The organism is Actinomyces faecalis (assembly GCF_013184985.2).
Classification (GTDB): Bacteria; Actinomycetota; Actinomycetes; order Actinomycetales; family Actinomycetaceae; genus Actinomyces; species Actinomyces faecalis.
The window spans coordinates 1,936,802-1,955,216 of record NZ_CP063418.1; the positions used below are offsets into that span (position 1 = coordinate 1,936,802).

Below are 18,415 nucleotides of genomic sequence, written 5' to 3' on the forward strand. Positions count from 1 at the left end.
GCCCGCTCAGCGCACGTGAAGCTGGCGAGCAGCCTCAGTGATCGTCCCGGACAGCGAGGGATAGACGCTGAAGGCACTCATCACCTGCTCGACCGTCAGACGGTGGGTCACGGCCAGGGTCACGGCCAGGACGTGCTCGCTGGCAGCCCGGCCCACAATCACCCCTCCCAGCACCTCGCCACTGCGACGCTGGGAGAAGAGCTTGACGAAGCCCTCGGTCAGCCCGGACATCTTGGCCCGTGGGTTGCGGGCCAGCGGCACGGTCGTGGACACGGCGTCGCAGGCCTCGGCCTCGTCCTCACCGATGCCGATCGAGGCGATCTCCGGCACGGTGAAGACCGCCTGGGCCACGGTCCCCACCTCCAGAGGGGACACAGCGTCCCCCAGGGCGTGCCGCATAGCGATCCGCCCCTGCATCGCTGCGACCGAGGCCAGGGGCAGGACCCCCGTGCAGTCACCCGCGGCGTAGACCCGGTAGGCGGTGGTGCGTGAGACCCGGTCGACCTTGACGTGCCCGGAGCCCGTCAGCTCGACTCCCGCCTCAGCCAGCCCCAGGTCCTGGGTCGCGGGGACCGCTCCCACGGCCATGAGGCAGTGCGAGCCGGAGACGACCCTGCCGTCAGCCAGCTCAACCTCGACGTGCTCACCGCCAGGCCCGCCCTCGGCGTGGTCCCTGACGACCCTGGCGGCCACAGCCCGGGAGCCGGAGAGCACCTGCATGCCACGAGCACGGAAACGGCCCTCCACCAGCTCGGCGGCGTCGGCGTCGACCGTCGGCAGCACGCGCTCGCGGCTGGAGACGAGAGTGACCCGGCTCCCTAGCGCCAGGTAGGCGCCCGCCAGCTCGGCCCCGGTCACGCCGGACCCCACGACGACGAGCTGCTCGGGCAGCTCGTCGAGGTCGTAGAGCTGGGTCCAGGTCAGGACACGTCGTCCGTCAGGCTCGGCCGCCGCCAGGCGCCGGGGACGGGCACCGGTGGCGATCAGGACCACGTCGGCGTGGAGGTCGCGAGGCTCGCTGCAGCAGGCGGGAGCGTCCGCATCCTGCGGCCCCGCGCCCAGCCACGGCCCGGGCGCCGGAAGGACCTGGACCGTACGCGTACCGGTCTCGTCCAGCCCGCCCAGGCGGGCGCGGCCGTGAATGACCTCAATGCCCTTCTGGGCCATGCGAAGGGTCAGGTCGTGTGACTGCTCGCTCGCCAGCTGTCGTACACGGGCGTTGAGCGCCGCCATCTCGACCCGGTCAGCGTCCCTCCCTCCTGGCAGGGACAGCGACTCCGCCGTCGCCACGAGCGTCTTGGAGGGCACGACGTCGGTCAGCACGGCTGAGCCGCCCAGGCCCCGGTCCTCCACGAGCCTGACGTGGGCCCCGAGCTGTGCCGCAACGAGCGCCGCCTCGTAGCCCCCGGGGCCGCCACCGATGATGACGACGCGCTGGCCGCGCCTGACTGGTGAGGCGTCGTCGGGACGGGCGGTAGCAGCAGCGGTGCTCACACCTCCATGATGCCCGAGCCCTTGGTCCCAGGTGCCGGTTCGGCCCGACGAGCTTCAGCCGCACCGCCGTCGCCCCTGGCCAACCTTGTGTCTGGTACCACGCATGACAGCCATCACGAAGCCCACGGAAGCACGCGGCAGAACGGTAGCGTCATCTGCCATGAGTCAGTCTCCCGTGAGCTCCTCCCTCCCGCCTGTCGACACCGATGCCGTCACCGCCTGGATCAACGAGGACCCGGACGAGGCCACACGTGCTGAGCTGAGCCGCCTGCTCGGTGCCCACCAGGCCGGTGACGCCTCTGCGACCACGGAGCTCGCTGACGCCTTCTCCGCCCCCCTCCAGTTCGGCACCGCGGGTCTACGCGGCCGGCTCGGCGGTGGCCCCAACCGCATGAACCGCGTCATCGTCATCCGCGCAGCAGCCGGCCTGGCCGCCTACCTGCGCGAGCGGCTCGGCGAGGGCTTCACGGTGGTCATCGGGTACGACGCCCGCCACAATTCGGATGTCTTTGCCCGCGACACCGCCAGCGTGGTCACCGGCGCCGGCGGGCGCGCCATCCTCTTCGACCGCTCCTGCCCCACTCCGGCTCTCGCCTTCGCGCTGCGCGACCTGGGCTACGACGCCGGCGTCATGGTCACGGCCTCGCACAACCCTCCTCAGGACAACGGCTACAAGGTCTACCTCGGCGGCCGAGCCGTGACGGACGCAGGGCAGGGCGCACAGATCGTCCCGCCCTACGACGCCGAGATCGCCACGAGGATCGCCGCTGTCGGCTCGCTGTCCGAGGTGCCGATGCCCCAGTCAGGCTGGGACACCGTCGGCGAGGAGGTCCTGGCGGAGTACACCCAGACCGCTGCGCGCGCGGCTCGCATGGGGGCTGCCGCGCCGCTGAGGATCGTGCTCACCGCGATGCACGGGGTGGGCGGGCAGGTCTGCCGGGAGGCCCTTCAGCAGGCTGGATTTGAGGACGTCGTCGTGGTGCCTGAGCAGCTCGACCCGGACCCCGACTTCCCCACGGTCACCTTCCCCAACCCGGAGGAGCCCGGAGCGCTCGACCTCGCCCTGGCCCTGGCCCGCGAGGTCGGTGCTGACCTCGTCCTGGCCAACGACCCTGACGCGGACCGTTGCTCGGCCGCGATCCCGGACGAGCACGCCGCCGGAGGCTGGCGCCAGCTCACCGGTGACGAGGTGGGCTCGGTGCTGGGAGAGCAGGCGGCCGAGCTGGCGGCCTTCACAGGAACCGGGGTCCTGGCCAACTCCATCGTCTCCTCGCGCCTGCTGCGCAAGATCGCCCAGGCTCACGGACTGGGCCACCGCAACGCCCTGACGGGGTTCAAGTGGATCAGTCGCGTGCCGGGCCTCGTCTTCGGCTACGAGGAGGCACTGGGGTACTGCGTCGACCCTGAGCACGTGCGCGACAAGGACGGTATCTCGGCCTCGGTGCGCCTGGCAGTGCTCGCCTCGGTCCTCAAGCAGCAGGGACGCACGATCACCGACCTGCTCGACCGCCTCGCCCGCGAGCACGGCCTGTACGCCACGAGCCCGCTGAGCGTGAGGGTGGAGGACCTGTCCTTCATCACCGACGCCATGGAGAGGCTGCGGGCTGGCGGGGCCCCGGCCAGGCTCGCTGGCTCACCGGTCGTGGACGTCTTCGACCTGCTCGACGGCGCCTCGGACGGCAACGGTGGCCAGCTTCCTCCCACCAACGGCCTCATCTTCAAGACCGCGGCAGACGACCGCGTCGTGGTGCGCCCCTCAGGTACCGAGCCCAAGCTCAAGTGCTACTGCGAGGTCGTCATCCCCGTCGAGGTCGACGAGCCGGTGGAGGTCGCCCGCCGTACGGCCGCAGAGCGGCTGGAGGCTATCAAGGCTGACCTGCGCGGGGTGCTGGGGATCTGACCCGGCGCCACCGCGTCTTCCCGCTACCGGCCAGGAACCTGGCCCAGCACCGTCAGCGACGCACACCCCCAGGCCCCGGCACACGATTCACCATCCGCCTACTGGCCTGATGAGTACCGACCGGGTACGGCCCACGAGCGCCGAGACCACGTAGGCAAGGGCACACAGCACAGCAATGACACCCCCTGCGCTCAGGCCGTGCCCCACCGCGAGAGCAAGTCCTGCCACGCTTGTGGCACCACCGAGCAGCGCCGATCCCCAGACGAGGGCGTCAAGGGATCTCACCCACTGCCACAACGTCGCAGCCGGGGCCGCGATCAGGGCGATGGGCAGGATCGTCCCGACAGCAGGTACCAGCGCTCCGATGGTCAGGCACACCAGGACCATGACGCATGTCTCCGCCACTGCTGGGCGCATACCCGCGGCCCGCTCACTGACCGGATCGAAGGAGGCACTGGCGATGTGGTGCCCAGCCAGTGCATAGAGGGCCAGGGCCAGCACCAGGACAGCGGTGGTGATCGCGAGGTCACTACGGCTGGTATTCATGACTGATCCCGTCAGGAAGGTGTCGACCTTGAGGGGAAGAGGGGCGAACCACGTACTCAGAAAGTGCCCGGCGGCAAAACCTACTGACAGTACGGCGCCGGCAGCCGCCTGCGAGGACAGCCCGGAGGCCGAGGACAGCCAACGCGTGAGGACTGCCATCAGAGCACAGGCCAGGACAGCCCCCAGGACCAGAGCCAGGCGAAGAGCCTCATAGCCGACCCGTCCGCCACCAACCTGCTGCCCCACCCAGGCAGCCACGACGACGCCGCACACACCGCCGGGAAAAGTCGCGTGAGTCAAGGACTCGGTGGTGAACACCCGTCGTGACGCGACAGCCAGTGCACCCACGCCTCCGGCGAGCATCCCCATCAGGAGGCACTCGAGGGCGGGCAGCAACAGGAGCTCGAGACTGACACTCATCCTTGCCCTTCCATGCCACCGTCCATGACGAGGGCGGGCAACCCGGTGCCCGCCGGCCCAACCGCCCTGCACGCCGGCGCAGCCACCGGTCTTCCTCGTCGGTTCGTCCAGCGGCTCACCCATCGGGACCAGGCCGCCGCGGTGACAAGCACAAGTGCCATCACCAGGATGATCGTCGCCTGTGGCGACACTGGCCTTGAGGCCGGGACGGTGATGAGCACCAGGCCCACCATTCCGCTGAGAAGTCCGGTCATGGCCGCGATGAGGAAGAGGGACCGCACGCTCCTTCCCAGCAGACGTCCGGTGGCGGCTGGCAGGACCACATAGCCGATCACCAGCAGGGTTCCCACCGCGGTCGCACCACTGACCACCACGGCCGCAACCGCGATGTTGAGGACGAGGTCAAGCCACCCCGGCCTGAGGCCGCTGGCACGAGCGGCCGTCGCATCGAAAGCCAGGCACACCTGCTCCTTCCAGGTCAGGAGCACCACAGCTGCTCCGATGGCGCAGGTCACGAGCGCCTGGACAAGGCGCGCATCGGTCACCTCCAGCAGCCTGCCGAACATCAGGGCCTCAAGCTGCCCCGACCTGTCCCCCACCGCCAGCAGCACGACGAGCCCGGCGGAGAAGAACGAGGTGAGGACAACCGCTGTGCCTGCCTCGGAGGACTCCCTCCGTGCACGCGAACCGATCCAGGTCAGTACCACGGCAGCTCCCAGCCCCACCACAAAGGCCGTCGGGACGATGCCCGAGCTCCCGTGCCAGGCCAGCCCCAGCACGATACCGGGAAAGACGGCGTGCACCAACGCCTCCACCTGGAACTCAGCGCACCGGAGGTTGACCAGCGTGCCCACCAAGGCGCAGGTCAGGCTCAGGACCACCACGAGGACCAGTGCCCGCAGCAGATAGGGGGCGGAGGCAAAGGTGCTGACGACCGGCCAGGACCAGACGTCTCCGGGCACCATGGCAGCCACCGGGGACGTCACAGACACAGGCAGGCCTTCCAGGAGACCACTGACTGTGCTCATCCTGCGATCACCGCGCCTGGGCCGTAGGCCTGCTGGATCATCTCAGGCACCAGGACCTCCTCGCGAGGTCCGAAGCCAATCTGCCGGCCGCGCAGCAGCGCGACCTGCTCACAGGACTCGCGGGCCAGGACCAGGTCATGGGTCGAGACCACCACACCAACCCCTTGCGACTTGAGCCCAGCCAGGATCTCCAGCAGAGCGTCCCGGTTGGGCTGGTCCAGGCCGTTAAAGGGCTCATCGAGTAGGACGAGGACCGGGTCACTGGCCAGGCAGCGGGCCAGCAGGACCCTCTGCTGCTGGCCGCCAGACAGCTCGCCAAAACGGCGCCCCTCCAAGCCGTTGAGCCCGACGGCCTCCAACGCGCTCAGGCAGCGATCACGCTCGCGCCTGCCGGGACGGCGTCCCAGCCCCAGTGAGGGGAAGGTCCCCATGAGCACGACCCCCATGGCCGTGACAGGAAATCCCTGATCCAGGTCACTGACCTGCGGGACGTAGCCGACAGAGCCCGGACGCGCACGGCCAGCAGGGGCGTGGGCCACCTCCACCCGTCCCGTGGGGACATGCACCATCCCCAGCAGTCCTCGCAGCAGTGTCGTCTTGCCCGAGCCGTTGGGGCCGATCAGGGCGAGACCCTCTCCTGCCTCCAGCTGCCCTGTCACCGCTTCCAGGGCTACCCGTCGTCCGTAGGCGAAGGAGGCCTCCTCCAGCCTCAGGACGGGGCTATGCACTGGATGCCGCGCCGTCTCTCGGCGACGACGCCCCTCATCTCCTTGCCATCGCCTTCTCATGGCTCAAGGGTGTTCTGTGGCGCCCACGGCTGGAGGTCCTGAGGAAGGTCGGCTGGGGTGCCGCCCCAGGCGGTGGTGAGGTTGGTGACGTTGTGGAGGATCGATCCGATGTAGGTCTCACCGTCGGAGCCTGGCTCTCCCAGTGAGTCCCCGTACAGGGCCTCGTCCCCGATGACGGCCCTGACCCCAGCCACCTCGGCGACCTTCTGAACCGACCTGGGGTTGTTGGACGTCTCAGCAAAGATGGCAACCGCCCCGCTGTGGCGCACGGCGTCGACGGTCTGCTGGATCTTGTGCGCCGTGGCGTCCTGCTGAGCGTTGAAGTCGCTCAGGGCCGCCCCTTCGAAGCGCACGTCGTAGTCTGTGGCGAAGTAGCCGAAGGCATCGTGGGACGTGAAGAGCACCCTCCTGTCGCTCGCGACGGTATCCAGGCTCTGACGCACCCACTGGTCGAGCGCCTCCAGCCGCTGAGTGTAGGTCTCGACGTGCTGGCGCAAGGTCTGCGCCCCTGAAGGCGCCATGCGCTCCAGAGCCGCGCCGATATTGGCCACCTGGACCATCGCACCGCGGGGCGAGGTCCACACGTGCGGGTCATAGCGGAACTCCGGCTCACTGTCCCCACCCTCGGGTACGAATGGCCACTGACGTACCTTGACAGCCGTCTCACCCCGGTCGACGGAGTAGGCCAGTCCCTTCTCCCTCTCCTTCTGGGCGGCAAGGTCATCGATGTCTGCCGCCCCGAGCACCCCTGAGGTCACGACCATCGTCCCTGCAAAGCCTGTCGCGACGACGGCGTCATCGAGGAAGTGCTCCAGGTCAACCCCGGAGACGAGGAAGAGGTCCGCCTGGGCCAGGGCCCGCGACTGAGGTGCAGTCATCTCGTGCTCGTGCGCCGAGGCATTGGCGGCGAGCAGGCACGTCAGCTCCAGATGGACTGAGGCCTTGCTCGGCGGGGCCCCCAGCTGCGTGACAGTGCCATCGGCCCCCGTGCGGGTGACGGCAAGGTCGTCACCACCGCTGGCCAGCTGAGTGACATAGTCGGCAATCTGAGTGGTCGATGCCACCACGGTGAGGCGACTTGGAGAAGAATCCGCCGATTTCCCGGCAGTGGCAGGGCTGCGGTCACAGGCGGCCAGGGACAGAGCACAGGCGCCGCCGAGAACGGCAAGGGCACGGCGAGAGCAATGGAACGTAGGTCTCATGGCATCCGATCATAGTTTCGGGTATCCGAAATTTACAAGGGAGAGCCTGATCCCATTCATAGGACTATCGAATCACCCATATCCTGCTGTGACGACAACGGTCCCCCGGCTGCCTCAGAGGCAACCGGGGGACCTACTCACTCATCAGCGCCGCGAGTCCAGCCCGCTGACACACTCACCTGCTCAGGACTCCAGGCCCTCCAGGACGGCGGCCGTCGCGGACACACCCAGACGGCTGGCGCCAGCCCTCACCATGGCGACTGCGGTCTGCGCGTCACGGATACCGCCCGAGGCCTTGACCCCCAGGCGGTCGCCCACGGTGGCCCGCATGAGCTCCACCGCGTGGACGCTGGCGCCTCCAGCCGGGTGAAAACCGGTTGAGGTCTTGACGAAGTCAGCCCCTGCCCGCTCCGAGGCCTGACACACCGCCACGATCTCCTCGTCGCTCAGTGCCGCGGACTCGATGATGACCTTGAGCAGCGCCTGGCCCACCGCCTCCTTGACCGCGCGGACGTCGGCCTCGACGCCGTCGTAGTCGTGCTCCTTGACCAGCCTGAGGTTGACGACCATGTCGACCTCGTCCGCGCCCTTGGCCACCGCGTCAGCCGCCTCGGACGCCTTGACGGCCGTGGCGTGCGCGCCCGAGGGGAAGCCACAGACCGTGGCCACGCGCAGGCCCTGCGGGACCTGGACCGGCAGCTGGCTCGGTGAGACGCACACCGAGTAGGTACCGAGCTCAGCCCCCTGGGCGACGAGCGCGGCCACCTGCTCAGTGGTGGCCTCGGGCTTGAGAAGCGTGTGGTCGATGATGGCGGCGATCTCGGCGCGGGTGGTCATGTGGGGATCCTTTCGATCGGTAAGGCGGGAGGAGGAAGGACCAGGGCCCTGTCTGCCACAGGCAGGTGCTGGGCCCAGCCTAGGAGCCTCAGTACCCGGCAGCCAGACGGACGAGCTCTCGGCACACCCGATAGCTGGCCTCAAGGCTCGGTAGCGGCAGGAACTCTGCCGCGGAGTGGAAGTTGTGGGCGCCGGTAAAGACGTTAGGAGTGAAGATCCCCTTGGTAGACAGCCACGAGCCGTCCGTCCCGCCGCGCATCGCCAGAGGAATCGGCGTGATCCCGAGCCGGTCCAGAGCCGTGTAGACGTGGGTCAGGGCCTTCTCGTTGTCTGCCGTGCGCGCGTCAGCGAGGTTGGCGTAGACGTCGTCAACCTCCATCGACACCACCGCCCGCGGGTGCGCCGCCGCCACCTCGTTCACCACCGCGCGCAGCTCGGCCTTGCGCGTCTCGTAGCCCTGCCGGTCGTGGTCGCGTACGGAGACGGTGAGCACGCAGCCGGACTGGTTGCCGCGGACGTCATGGACCCACGTGTAGCCCTGACGTCCCTGCGTGCACTCGGGCGTCTGGGCCGGGTCCAGACGGGCGACGACCTCGTGGGCGATGAGGATGGGGTTGACCAGGATCCCCTTGGCGCTCATCGGGTGCGCGGACACACCCTGGACACGGATCGTGACGGTAGCGGCGTTGAAGGTCTCCTCCACCACCTCGCCGACCTGGCAGGAGTCCAGGGTGTAGGCCCACTGGACCGGGAAGCGCCCCAGATCCATGGTACGCACGCCACGCAGCCCGATCTCCTCGTCCGGGACGAAGGAGAGGTAGACGTCCCCGCGCGGCTCGGCCGCGCACCCCTCCCGGCGGGCGGCCGCGTCGTCGGCGAGCAGGTCGGCGGCCAGCTGCATGACGGTGGACACTCCTGCCTTGTCGTCCGCACCGAGCACGCTCGTGCCGTCGGACACCAGGATCCGCTGCCCGGAGTACCGGGCGAGCTCCGGGTGCTCAGCGAGCAGGATCCGCCGCTCGACGCCGTCGGCCCCGGTCCCCTGGACCAGGTCCCCTCCGCTGTAGTCCACCACCCTGGCACGCACCTGCGGCTCCAGCCCGGCGTCCACGGTGTCGAGGTGGGTGCAGAACCCGATCGCCGGAGCCCCTGGCTGCGTGCCAGGTACCAGCGCCGTGACGACAGCGGTGTCCGAGACGTGGACGTCTGCGGCTCCGGCCGATCGGAGCTCTACGGCCAGCATGTCCGCCAGGACCTGCTGGCCGGGCGTGGAGGGAATGACGTGCGCAGAGGCATCCGACTGGGAGGTGACTGCGCTGTACCGCAGGAAGCGCTCAGCGAGCGCGTCCTGGAGGGCTGGTCCGGCGGCCTGGACCATCACACCAGCCGGTCCAGGACGACACCGGCGTCGCGGCGAGCCCTTGCCGTCTCGGCGGCCGACGACCCGGGGTCGGAGATGACGATCCCCCCGGCCAGGGCCTGGATCGCACGCGTGAACCGTTCGGGGGTCGCGGTGTGGAGGGTCAGCAGCGGCTGCCCCTTGCGCACCGTGTCACCGGGCTTGGCGTGCATCTCGACCCCGGCCACGGCCTGGACCGGGTCCTCCTTACGCGCCCGGCCGGCTCCCAGGCGCCAGGCGGCCACGCCGACGGCGAGCGCGTCCAGTCGCGTGAGCACGCCGTCGTCCGGGGCGGTGACCTCCTCCGTCTCCTCAGCCACCGGCAACGGGGCGTCCGGGTCGCCGTCCTGGCGCCGGATCATCTCGCGCCACACGTCCATAGCACGTCCGTCAGCCAGCGCCCCACGCAGCTCGTCCTCGCTGACCGGGCGGCCTGCGGCGTCGAGCATCTCGCTGGCCAGTGCCACGGTGAGGTCGACGACGTCGGCCGGGCCTCCACCGCTGAGCACCTCCAGGCTCTCGCGTACCTCCAGCGCGTTGCCGGCAGTGCGGCCCAGCGGGGTGGACATGTCTGTCAGCAGGGCACGGGTGGCGACCCCGGCGTCCTTGCCCAGGGTCACCATGGTCTCGGCCAGCTCGCGGGCCTGGTCCAGGTCCTTCATGAAGGCGCCAGACCCCACCTTGACGTCCAGGACGAGGGCGCCGGTCCCCTCGGCGATCTTCTTGCTCATGATCGAGGAGGCGATCAGAGGCACGCAGGAGACGGTTCCGGTGGTGTCTCGCAGGGCGTAGAGCTTCTTGTCCGCCGGGGCCAGTCCCGCCCCCGCAGCGCACACGACGGCGCCGGGGCCGGAGGAGGAGAGCATGTCCATGATCTCGTCGTTGCTCAGCGCCGCGCGCCACCCGGGAACCGACTCCAGCTTGTCCAGGGTGCCGCCGGTGTGGCCCAGGCCACGGCCCGAGAGCTGGGGCACGCTCACGCCGAAGACGGCGACGAGCGGAGCCAGCGGCAGGGTGATCTTGTCCCCCACCCCGCCGGTGGAGTGCTTGTCCGCGGTAGGCCGGTCGAGGCTGGAGAAGTCCATCCGCTCGCCCGAGCGGATCATGGCCTGGGTCCAGCGGGCGGTCTCAGAGCGTTCCATGCCGTTGAGGTAGATCGCCATCGCCAGGGCGCTCATCTGCTCCTCAGCCACGACACCGCGGGTGTAGGCGTCGACGACCCAGTCGATCTGAGCGTCGGTCAGACGGTGGTGGTCACGCTTGGCTGCGATGACGTCAACGGCATCGAAGGGCTCGACAGCGGTACGAGCAGGCTGGGTGGTCATGGACGGCTCCTAGTGGTCCAGTGGTGCGGAAGGCGGGACAGGCAGGGCGGGACGCCTCCGGCAGCGGCCCGCGCTCGGTCTGTCACGGGCGTCGTCAGGAGCAACGGCTCCCTCGACCTGGGCCATGTCCTGGACGGTGAACCGGCCAGGTAGGACCTCGTCGATACTCATACGGCCACCGGGCATCGCCAGCACCATGTCCGGGTGGGCGTGCTCGGCCAGGACCTGACGGCACCGTCCGCACGGGGCGCAGGCCTCACCGCGCCCGTCCACGCATGCGAAGGCGACCAGCCGCCCGCCACCGGTGCGAACGAGCTCGCAGACCAGCCCGCACTCCGCGCACAGGGTGACGCCGTAGCCCGCGTTCTCGACGTTGCAGCCCGAGACGTAGCGACCGTCGTCCGTCAGTGCAGCGGCACCGACCCGGAAGCGAGAGTAGGGGGCGTAGGCGTGCTCCATCGCCTCGACGGCGAGCTCGTGCAGACGCGACCAGGTGGCCTCGTCGACGTCACCCGGGACGTAGGAGTCTGGTGCAGCGTGCTCAGTCATCCTGTCCTCCTCCACCGTGGGCGTCCCTGGCCCGCAGTGGAACACCGAAGATACACCCCCAGCGCTCGTGGGGCGTCTCCGCCTCACGCTGTCCTGTCCCTGCTGCGCGCCTGATACCGCCGATAAGAGCCGTCCCGCTCGCCTCCTTGAGGAGGCGAGCGGGACGCAACGGTCTCAGGAGCAGGTCCCTGGGACACCGATCACGGGTAGGGCACGCCCTCCGCGGCAGGGGCGCGGACCTTGCCGACGTACCCCGCCACCGCCAGGATGGTGACGACGTAGGGGATCATGAGGATGAAGTTCGCCGGAATCGGCGAGCCGACAACGGACAGCGTCTGTCCCACGGCGGTGGCAAAGCCGAAGAGCAGGGCGGCGTACAAGGTGCCCACCGGGTTCCACGCACCCAGGATCATCGCGGCCAGGGCGATGAAGCCGTTGCCCGCGGACATCTCCTTGGTGAAGGCCAGGCCCGAGCCCACCGTGAAGAAGGCGCCACCGAGTCCTGCCAGCGCGCCCCCCAGCATGAGGTTGTTGACGCGGGTACGCATGACCTTGATGCCGACCGTGTCCGCGGCCTTGGGGTGCTCACCCACGGCGCGCATCCGCAGCCCCCAGCGGGAGTGGAAGAGCATGAAGGACAGGACCGCGACCGCGACGTACATGAGGTAGACCAGGATCGTCTGGCGGAAGAGCACCGGACCGAGGACGGGCACCTGTGCCAGGACCGGGATCGAGATCACCGGCAGACGCGTGGCGCTGTTGAGGGTCGCGGCGTTGTCAGTCAGGACCGTGGAGAAGAAGAAGCCGGTCAGCCCCGTGACCAGCACGTTGAGCACGACGCCGACGACGATCTGGTTGACCCGGTAGCGCAGTCCGAACAGCGCCAGCAGCAGGGCGACGAGCACACCGGCCAACGGCGCGGCGCACATCCCGATCCAGGGGTTCCTCGTGACCGAGGCGACCACGGCGCCAAGGAAGGCTCCCCCCAGCAGCTGGCCCTCGATGGCGATGTTGATGGTTCCGGATCGCTCTCCGACGACGCCGGACAGGCCTCCGAAGACCAGCGGGACGGACAGCGCGAGCGCGGAGGACAGGATCGTCACCAGCGGGATGACGGTGTCCCGTCCGGCGCCGGCCCAGGTCAGGAAGGAGACGATGAAGGCCAGGCCCAGCAGGACGCTCGCCCAGGCAGGTACCGTCGCACGAGCCAGTGCCCGGCGGACGATGACGGCGGTCGCTGCTGCAGCCAGGACCGCCATAGCGGCGATGACGCCTCTCGCTCCCAGCTCCAGGACCGGGATGACGACGAAGTCTGTCGAGGTCGACAGCTGGAAGCGGGTGGAGCCGTGCGAGGCCAGGGCCATGAGCACGGTGAGCAGGGTGACGATGCCACCGGTCACCGGCATCTTGAGGGCCACCGGCTGCGTGATCTCGGCGGCCTTGGAGGCAACGGACGGCTGTGTCGCGGTCAGGGCAGTCATGGATCAGGCCTCCTGGGTCGCGGTCGTCGAGGCGGCGTCGGTGGAGGGCGAGGAGCCGGCCTCGCGGCGCGAGCGCTTCCAGGACCCGGGTGCCGGCAGGTGGTAGATCGCACGCACCAGCGGAGGCGCGGCGATGAAGAGCACGATGGTGGACTGAAGGACCAGGACGATATCGATCGGTGTACCGGTGGCGGCCTGCATCGTCGTACCGCCTGCCGTGAGGGCGCCGAAGAGCAGGCCGGCCAGCACCGTGCCCAGAGGCTTGGAGCGTCCCAGCAGCGCCACCGTCATGGCGTCGAAGCCGACCGACCCGGCGATCGAGGTGGTCAGGTAGTGCTGGGTGCCGAGCACAGGACCGGAGGCTGCCAGGCCGCACAGGGCCCCGGAGACCAGCATGACCAGCACCGTGACACGAGGGACCGAGATACCGGCAGTCCGTGCGGCCTCAGGGTTGAGACCCGTCGCACGGAACTGGAAGCCGATCTCACTGCGCTCCAGCAGCCACCACACGAACACGGCAGCTGCCAGCGCCACGAGGAAGCCCAGGTGGAGGCGGAAGGAGTCACCCAGCAGCCTGGGGTACTGGGCACCTGCCAGGATCGGCAGCGACTTGGGGTTGGCGTTACCCTCCCCGATAAAGGCGTCGGTCGTCAGGGCGTGCGAGAGCAGGAACAAGGCGATGGAGTTGAGCATGATGGTCGTGATGACCTCGCTCGCTCCGGTCAGGGCCTTGAGGAGGCCTGGGATCGCACCCCACAGCAGGCCGCCCAGGACGCAGCCCAGCACAGCAGCCAGCAGCGCCAGTCCCGCGGGCAGGTGCCAGGTGAAGCCGACGTAGCCACCCACCACGGCACCCAGGATGATCTGGCCCTGCCCACCCACGTTGAACAGGCCGGCACGGAAGGCTACCGCCATACCCAGTCCCGCCAGGATGAGAGGGGTCGCCACCGTGAGCGTCTCGGTCAGGGGCCGCCACATGCGGGCCGGGGTACTGGCCTGCCAGTCGAAGAGACCACCACGCACGAGCGCGGTATAGGCCTCGGTCAGGGAGGTACCGACGGCGCCGAGGAGGTCCGAGGGCCGGGCGAAGAAGTACCCGGCGCTGGTGCGTACGTCAGGGTCAGCGACGAGGATGAGGACCGAGCCTACGATCATCGCCGTCAGGACGGCCAGGACTCCCATCAGCCCGTTGGACTCGGCGATCTGTCGCAGGAGGCCAGGCCTGGCCTGGGTCTGCTTGGTGGGGGTGGTCACGGTGCTCTCGCTCATCACTTCTCCTCTCCGGCAACAGCGTGCGCGGCGGCAGAGGCCTCGTCCTCCTGGGCGCGGGCCGTGGCCTCCTCCAGGGGGACGCCGGCCATCATCAGGCCCAGGATCGAGCGTGGTGTGTCAGGCGGCACGATGCCGACCACCCGGCCGCGGTACATCACGGCGATGCGGTCAGACAGGGCGTAGACCTCGTCCAGCTCGGAGGAGATGATGAGGACGGCTGTCCCCCGGTCCCGCTCAGCAACGATGCGTTGGTGGACGAACTCGATGGATCCCACGTCCAGACCCCGGGTGGGCTGGGAGGCCACGAGCACCGTGAGCGGCCGGGAGAGCTCGCGCGCAAGAATCGCCTTCTGCTGGTTACCTCCCGACAGCGTGGAGATCGGGTCAGCCACGTCCGTGACGCGCACGTCAAACTCCTCGCGCAGCGCCTCAGCGTGAGCACGGACCTTGGCCGGGCTGATCGAGGGCCCCAAGCCGAACGCGGGATCGTCGTAACGATCGAGGATCATGTTCTCGGCCACGGAGAAGCCAGCGATCATGCCGTCGGTCGAGCGGTCCTCCGGGACAAATCCGAGCCCCGCCCCCAGCCGCCGGTGGACGTCAAGGCTGGTGACGTCCCGGCCGCCAAAGGAGACCGTGCCAGTGGACGGACGGTGCAGGCCCAGGATGACCTCGCTGAGCTCGGTCTGCCCGTTGCCCTGGACCCCGGCCACACCCAGGATCTCGCCGTCGTGCACAGTGAGGTTGACCTCGTCGAGCAGGACCGTGCCGTCCTGGACGAGGCTGAGGTCACGCAGCTCCAGGCCAGGCTCACCAGGACGTGCCGGCTCCTTGTCCACGGACAACGAGACCTCGTGGCCCACCATAAGGCTGGCCAGCTCGGTCTGGGAGGCCGTGGGAGAGGCGGTGCCCACCACCTTGCCGCGGCGGATCACCGTGATCGTGTCCGCGATCTCGCGGACCTCGCGCAGCTTGTGGGTGATGAAGACGATCGAGGTGCCCGCAGCCTTCAGGTCCCGCATGATCGCGATCAGCTCGTCGGTCTCCTGCGGGGTGAGCACCGCCGTCGGCTCATCAAGGATGAGCACCTTGGCATCGCGTGACAGCGCCTTGATGATCTCCACGCGCTGCTGGACACCGACCGGCAGGTCCTCGATGTAGGCCCCGGGATCCACGTCGAAGCCAAAACGCTCAGAAATCTGCCGGACCTTGGCGGCTGCGGCGCGCGCGTCAATGATGCCCCCGCCCCTGCCCACCGGCTCGTACCCCAGCGCCACCGACTCGGCCACGGTGAACACGGGCACCAGCATGAAGTGCTGGTGGACCATGCCGATCCCGGCCGCCACGGCCTGACCGGGCCCGGAGAACGTCACCGGCTCGCCGTCGATGAGGATCTGGCCGTCGTCGGGCTGGTAGAGCCCGTACAGCACGTTCATGAGAGTGGACTTGCCAGCACCGTTCTCGCCCAGCAGGGCGTGGATCTGGCCGGGTTCCACCGTGATGTTGATGTGGTCGTTGGCCACGAGAGATCCGAAGACCTTCGTGATCCCACGGAGCTCCAGCTGCACGTGTGCTCGCTTCCGTCGGGGCTGACGCCGGGAGGGGACGAATGAAATATAGAGCCTCGCGGCTGCCTGTGCACTGACGCCGTCGGCCCGGGCAGGCCGACGGCGTCAGCGTCACTCGTACGTGATCACACCTGGGGCACGGTCACGAGGACCGGATCACCCGGTGGTGATCAGGAGGGGTCGTAGGCGGTGGACACGTCCAGGGAGCCGTCAACGATCTGCTTCTGGATCTCCTCGATCTTGCTCTTGACCTCAGCCGGGACCTTGGAGTCCCAGTCGTGGAAGGGGGCGATGGACACGCCGTCATTGGCCAGGGTGCCGATGAAGGGGGCAGAGCTGAACTTGCCGTCCTTGGCCTCCTTGACGGTGTCGTACACGGCAGTACCGATCTCCTTGACCACCGAGGTCACCATGTACTGGCCACCGTCGGTAGAGTTGAAGCCGTCGGCGTCCACCCACACGATGCCGTTGGTGTCCGCGCTGGCGGCCTTGACGGCAGCCAGGGTGCCCAGGCCCACCGGGCCGGCGACCGGCATGATGATGTCCGCGCCCTGGGACAGGAACTGCTCGGTCAGCTGCTGGCCCTTGGTGGTGTTGGAGAAGTCACCGACGAAGGACCCGCCTGTCGGGTTGGCCGGGTCCCAGCCCAGCACCTTGACGGAGGCGGAATTGTCCTCGTTGTACTTCTCAACGCCCTTGGCGAAGCCCTCCATGAAGATCTGGACGGTCGGGATCGCCATGCCGCCGTAGGTGGCGACGGTGCCGGTCTTCGTGGTGCCGGCAGCCGCGTAGCCAGCGAGGTAGGCGGCCTCGGCGGTGTTGAAGATCAGCGGCTTGGCGTTGTCGTACTCCACCGTGCTGCCGTCTGCGTCGGTGAAGGTGGAGTCGATGAGGGCGAACTTGATGTCCGGGTTGGCCTTGGCAGCGTCACCCAGGTCCTTGGCCAGGTTGAAGCCGACGCCGATGATGAGGTTGCAGCTCTGCTGGATCAAGGAGTCGACATTGGTCGGGTAGTCAGCAGCGTCGGTGGACTCCACGGCGACCGTGGCCACGCCCAGCTCGGACTTGGCCTTGTCCAGGCCCTCCTTGCCGGACTGGTTGAAGGACTGGTCATCAAAGCCACCCTCGTCAGAGACCATGCAGGCCTTGAAGTCAGAGGCGGCGTCCGCGGCCATGGAGCTGTCGGAGGAGGCGGAGTCGGAGGGGGCCGAGCCGCAGGCAGCCAGGCTCAGCGAAGCGGCCAGGCCCAAGGCGAGAACGGAGTATGTCTTCTTCATCACAGTTGCGATCTCCAGGGGAGGTTGGGATGTCACATCAGGCCGCCGGCTCACGGACCAGGCGGCGCACCGCACCAGGATAAACGCTCCGTGTGCGCGCCCGACACCTGCTGGACATCTTCCCGACAGATTCCCAGCAAGCGCGCGGACCGCGCAGAGGGGCGGTCCGGTCTAGAGCAGCTCCTCGCGCCCGGCCTCCTTGAGACGGTCGACCACGCCCTTGACCTCCTGAGCGTGGTCCGGCGTCGTGACCAGAAGAGCATCGGGAGTGTCGACGACGACGAGACCGGGCACGCCCAGCAGCGTCACCTTCCGGCCCGTGGTCGAGGCGACCAGCGAACCGTCGCTGGCCCAGGCCTCCACGTCTGTCTCCTGGCCAGAGACGGCCAGCGCGTCAAGCACCGCGACACCGGCCGCCGGCCCCTGCTCACGCGCGGGGACGAGCTCGGCCAGGGCGTCGAAGCCACCGACGTCGTCCCATCCCATCGAGGCCGGGACCACGGCCACTCCCCCGGCGGCCGCCACGGGCTCGGCGATGGCGTGGTCGATGGCGATCTTCTCCAGCCCCGGCCACTGCCTCGCAAGGACCTCCTCGCGCTGAGGCGAGTCCCAGGACCCGGCGATCTCCTCGATCCCGGCCGCGAGCGCCGGGCGCTGGTGAGCCAGGTGGTCCAGCAGCACGCCGGCACGTGCCACGAACATCCCCGCGTTCCACCGGTAGCTGCCGCTAGCGAGGTACCGCGCTGCCGTAGCGGCGTCAGGCTTCTCGGTGAAGCCCAGGACGCGTCGTCCCTCAGGGGCTCCGGCCACCTCGATCGGCTCACCGGCGTGGATGTAGCCGAAGGCGGTGGAGGGGCCGGTGGCCTCAATGCCGATGGTGACCACCCAGCCCTCCTGGGCCAGGACCGCCGCCTGGCGTACGGCACCGGTGAATGCCGCCTCGTCGGCGATGACCTGGTCCGCAGCGAAGGAGCCCACGAGGGCGTCACGGCCGTGCCGGCTGGCGATGACGGCTGCGGCCAGCCCGATCGCGGCCATCGAGTCACGCGGGCTCGGCTCGGCCAGGAGGTTCGTGGCCGGGACCTGGGGCAGCTGGGCGGCAACGGCGTCCAGGTGGGCGACGCCGGTCACCACGGTGACCGAGTCGGCCACAGGCTCCAGGCGCGATACCGTGCCCTGCAGGAGGCTGCGACCAGTACCGGTGAGGTCGAGGAGGAACTTCGGGCGGCTGCGGCGGCTCAGCGGCCACAGACGGGTCCCGGCCCCGCCTGCCGGGATGATCACGTGGATACGGGGGGCGCTCTGGTGCTCAGTCACGGCCCCCAGCGT

The 18,415-nt window shown here is 69.0% G+C and carries 14 protein-coding genes and 1 pseudogene; 1 reads left to right on the plus strand and 14 read right to left on the minus strand.

Annotation, left to right across the window (positions count from 1 at the left end; genetic code table 11):
• Positions 1–6 precede the first annotated feature (6 nt).
• Positions 7–1,494, minus strand: coding sequence for an NAD(P)H-quinone dehydrogenase (locus tag HRL51_RS08345; RefSeq protein ID WP_172191247.1), 1,488 nt, complete (start codon positions 1,492–1,494; stop codon positions 7–9).
• A 160-nt stretch (positions 1,495–1,654) separates the two neighbouring features.
• On the opposite strand from HRL51_RS08345, the gene HRL51_RS08350 reads away from it, so the two are divergent.
• A complete protein-coding gene (locus HRL51_RS08350) occupies positions 1,655–3,394 on the plus strand; it encodes a phospho-sugar mutase (RefSeq protein WP_172191249.1) in 1,740 nt (579 codons plus the stop codon).
• Positions 3,395–3,481: 87 nt separating this feature from the next.
• Here HRL51_RS08350 and HRL51_RS08355 read toward each other — a convergent pair whose 3' ends face one another.
• The 13 genes and pseudogenes from HRL51_RS08355 to HRL51_RS08415 all read right to left on the minus strand — a co-directional run bounded on the left by HRL51_RS08355 (position 3,482) and on the right by HRL51_RS08415 (position 18,403).
• The gene (locus HRL51_RS08355) at positions 3,482–4,360 is read right to left on the minus strand and encodes a metal ABC transporter permease (RefSeq protein ID WP_172191251.1); all 879 of its coding nucleotides are present in this window, start codon (positions 4,358–4,360) and stop codon (positions 3,482–3,484) included.
• Positions 4,357–5,352, minus strand: coding sequence for a metal ABC transporter permease (locus tag HRL51_RS08360; RefSeq protein ID WP_244960143.1), 996 nt, complete (start codon positions 5,350–5,352; stop codon positions 4,357–4,359). The genes HRL51_RS08355 and HRL51_RS08360 overlap by 4 nt, the downstream gene beginning before the upstream one ends.
• Before the next feature lie 32 nt (positions 5,353–5,384).
• Positions 5,385–6,176, minus strand: a complete 792-nt coding sequence (locus tag HRL51_RS08365) for a metal ABC transporter ATP-binding protein (RefSeq protein ID WP_172191255.1) — start codon at positions 6,174–6,176, stop codon at positions 5,385–5,387.
• Positions 6,173–7,378, minus strand: a complete 1,206-nt coding sequence (locus HRL51_RS08370) for a metal ABC transporter substrate-binding protein (protein WP_172191258.1) — start codon at positions 7,376–7,378, stop codon at positions 6,173–6,175. The genes HRL51_RS08365 and HRL51_RS08370 overlap by 4 nt, the downstream gene beginning before the upstream one ends.
• A gap of 183 nt (positions 7,379–7,561) precedes the next feature.
• Positions 7,562–8,215, minus strand: coding sequence for a deoxyribose-phosphate aldolase (deoC, locus tag HRL51_RS08375; RefSeq protein ID WP_172191260.1), 654 nt, complete (start codon positions 8,213–8,215; stop codon positions 7,562–7,564).
• Between the two features lie 88 nt (positions 8,216–8,303).
• Complete coding sequence (locus tag HRL51_RS08380) at positions 8,304–9,593, minus strand: peptidase T (protein WP_172191956.1); 1,290 nt, start codon at positions 9,591–9,593, stop codon at positions 8,304–8,306.
• Entirely contained in the window at positions 9,593–10,939 is a 1,347-nt protein-coding gene (locus HRL51_RS08385; RefSeq protein ID WP_172191262.1) for a thymidine phosphorylase, read from the minus strand. Before HRL51_RS08385 ends, HRL51_RS08380 begins: the two co-directional genes overlap by 1 nt.
• Positions 10,940–11,047: 108 nt before the next feature.
• A pseudogene (locus tag HRL51_RS08390) lies at positions 11,048–11,488 on the minus strand (cytidine deaminase); the annotation flags it as partial.
• Positions 11,489–11,688: 200 nt separating this feature from the next.
• Entirely contained in the window at positions 11,689–12,969 is a 1,281-nt protein-coding gene (locus tag HRL51_RS08395; protein WP_172120262.1) for an ABC transporter permease, read from the minus strand.
• Between the two features lie 3 nt (positions 12,970–12,972).
• The gene (locus tag HRL51_RS08400) at positions 12,973–14,238 is read right to left on the minus strand and encodes an ABC transporter permease (protein WP_172120263.1); all 1,266 of its coding nucleotides are present in this window, start codon (positions 14,236–14,238) and stop codon (positions 12,973–12,975) included.
• A complete protein-coding gene (locus tag HRL51_RS08405; RefSeq protein ID WP_172120264.1) occupies positions 14,238–15,809 on the minus strand; it encodes an ABC transporter ATP-binding protein in 1,572 nt (523 codons plus the stop codon). The genes HRL51_RS08400 and HRL51_RS08405 overlap by 1 nt, the downstream gene beginning before the upstream one ends.
• 170 nt (positions 15,810–15,979) lie before the next feature.
• The gene (locus HRL51_RS08410; protein ID WP_172120265.1) at positions 15,980–17,086 is read right to left on the minus strand and encodes a BMP family lipoprotein; all 1,107 of its coding nucleotides are present in this window, start codon (positions 17,084–17,086) and stop codon (positions 15,980–15,982) included.
• 171 nt (positions 17,087–17,257) lie between these two features.
• On the minus strand, positions 17,258–18,403 hold the full coding sequence (locus HRL51_RS08415; RefSeq protein ID WP_172120266.1) for a mannose-1-phosphate guanylyltransferase: 1,146 nt from the start codon (positions 18,401–18,403) through the stop codon (positions 17,258–17,260).
• Positions 18,404–18,415 lie beyond the last annotated feature (12 nt).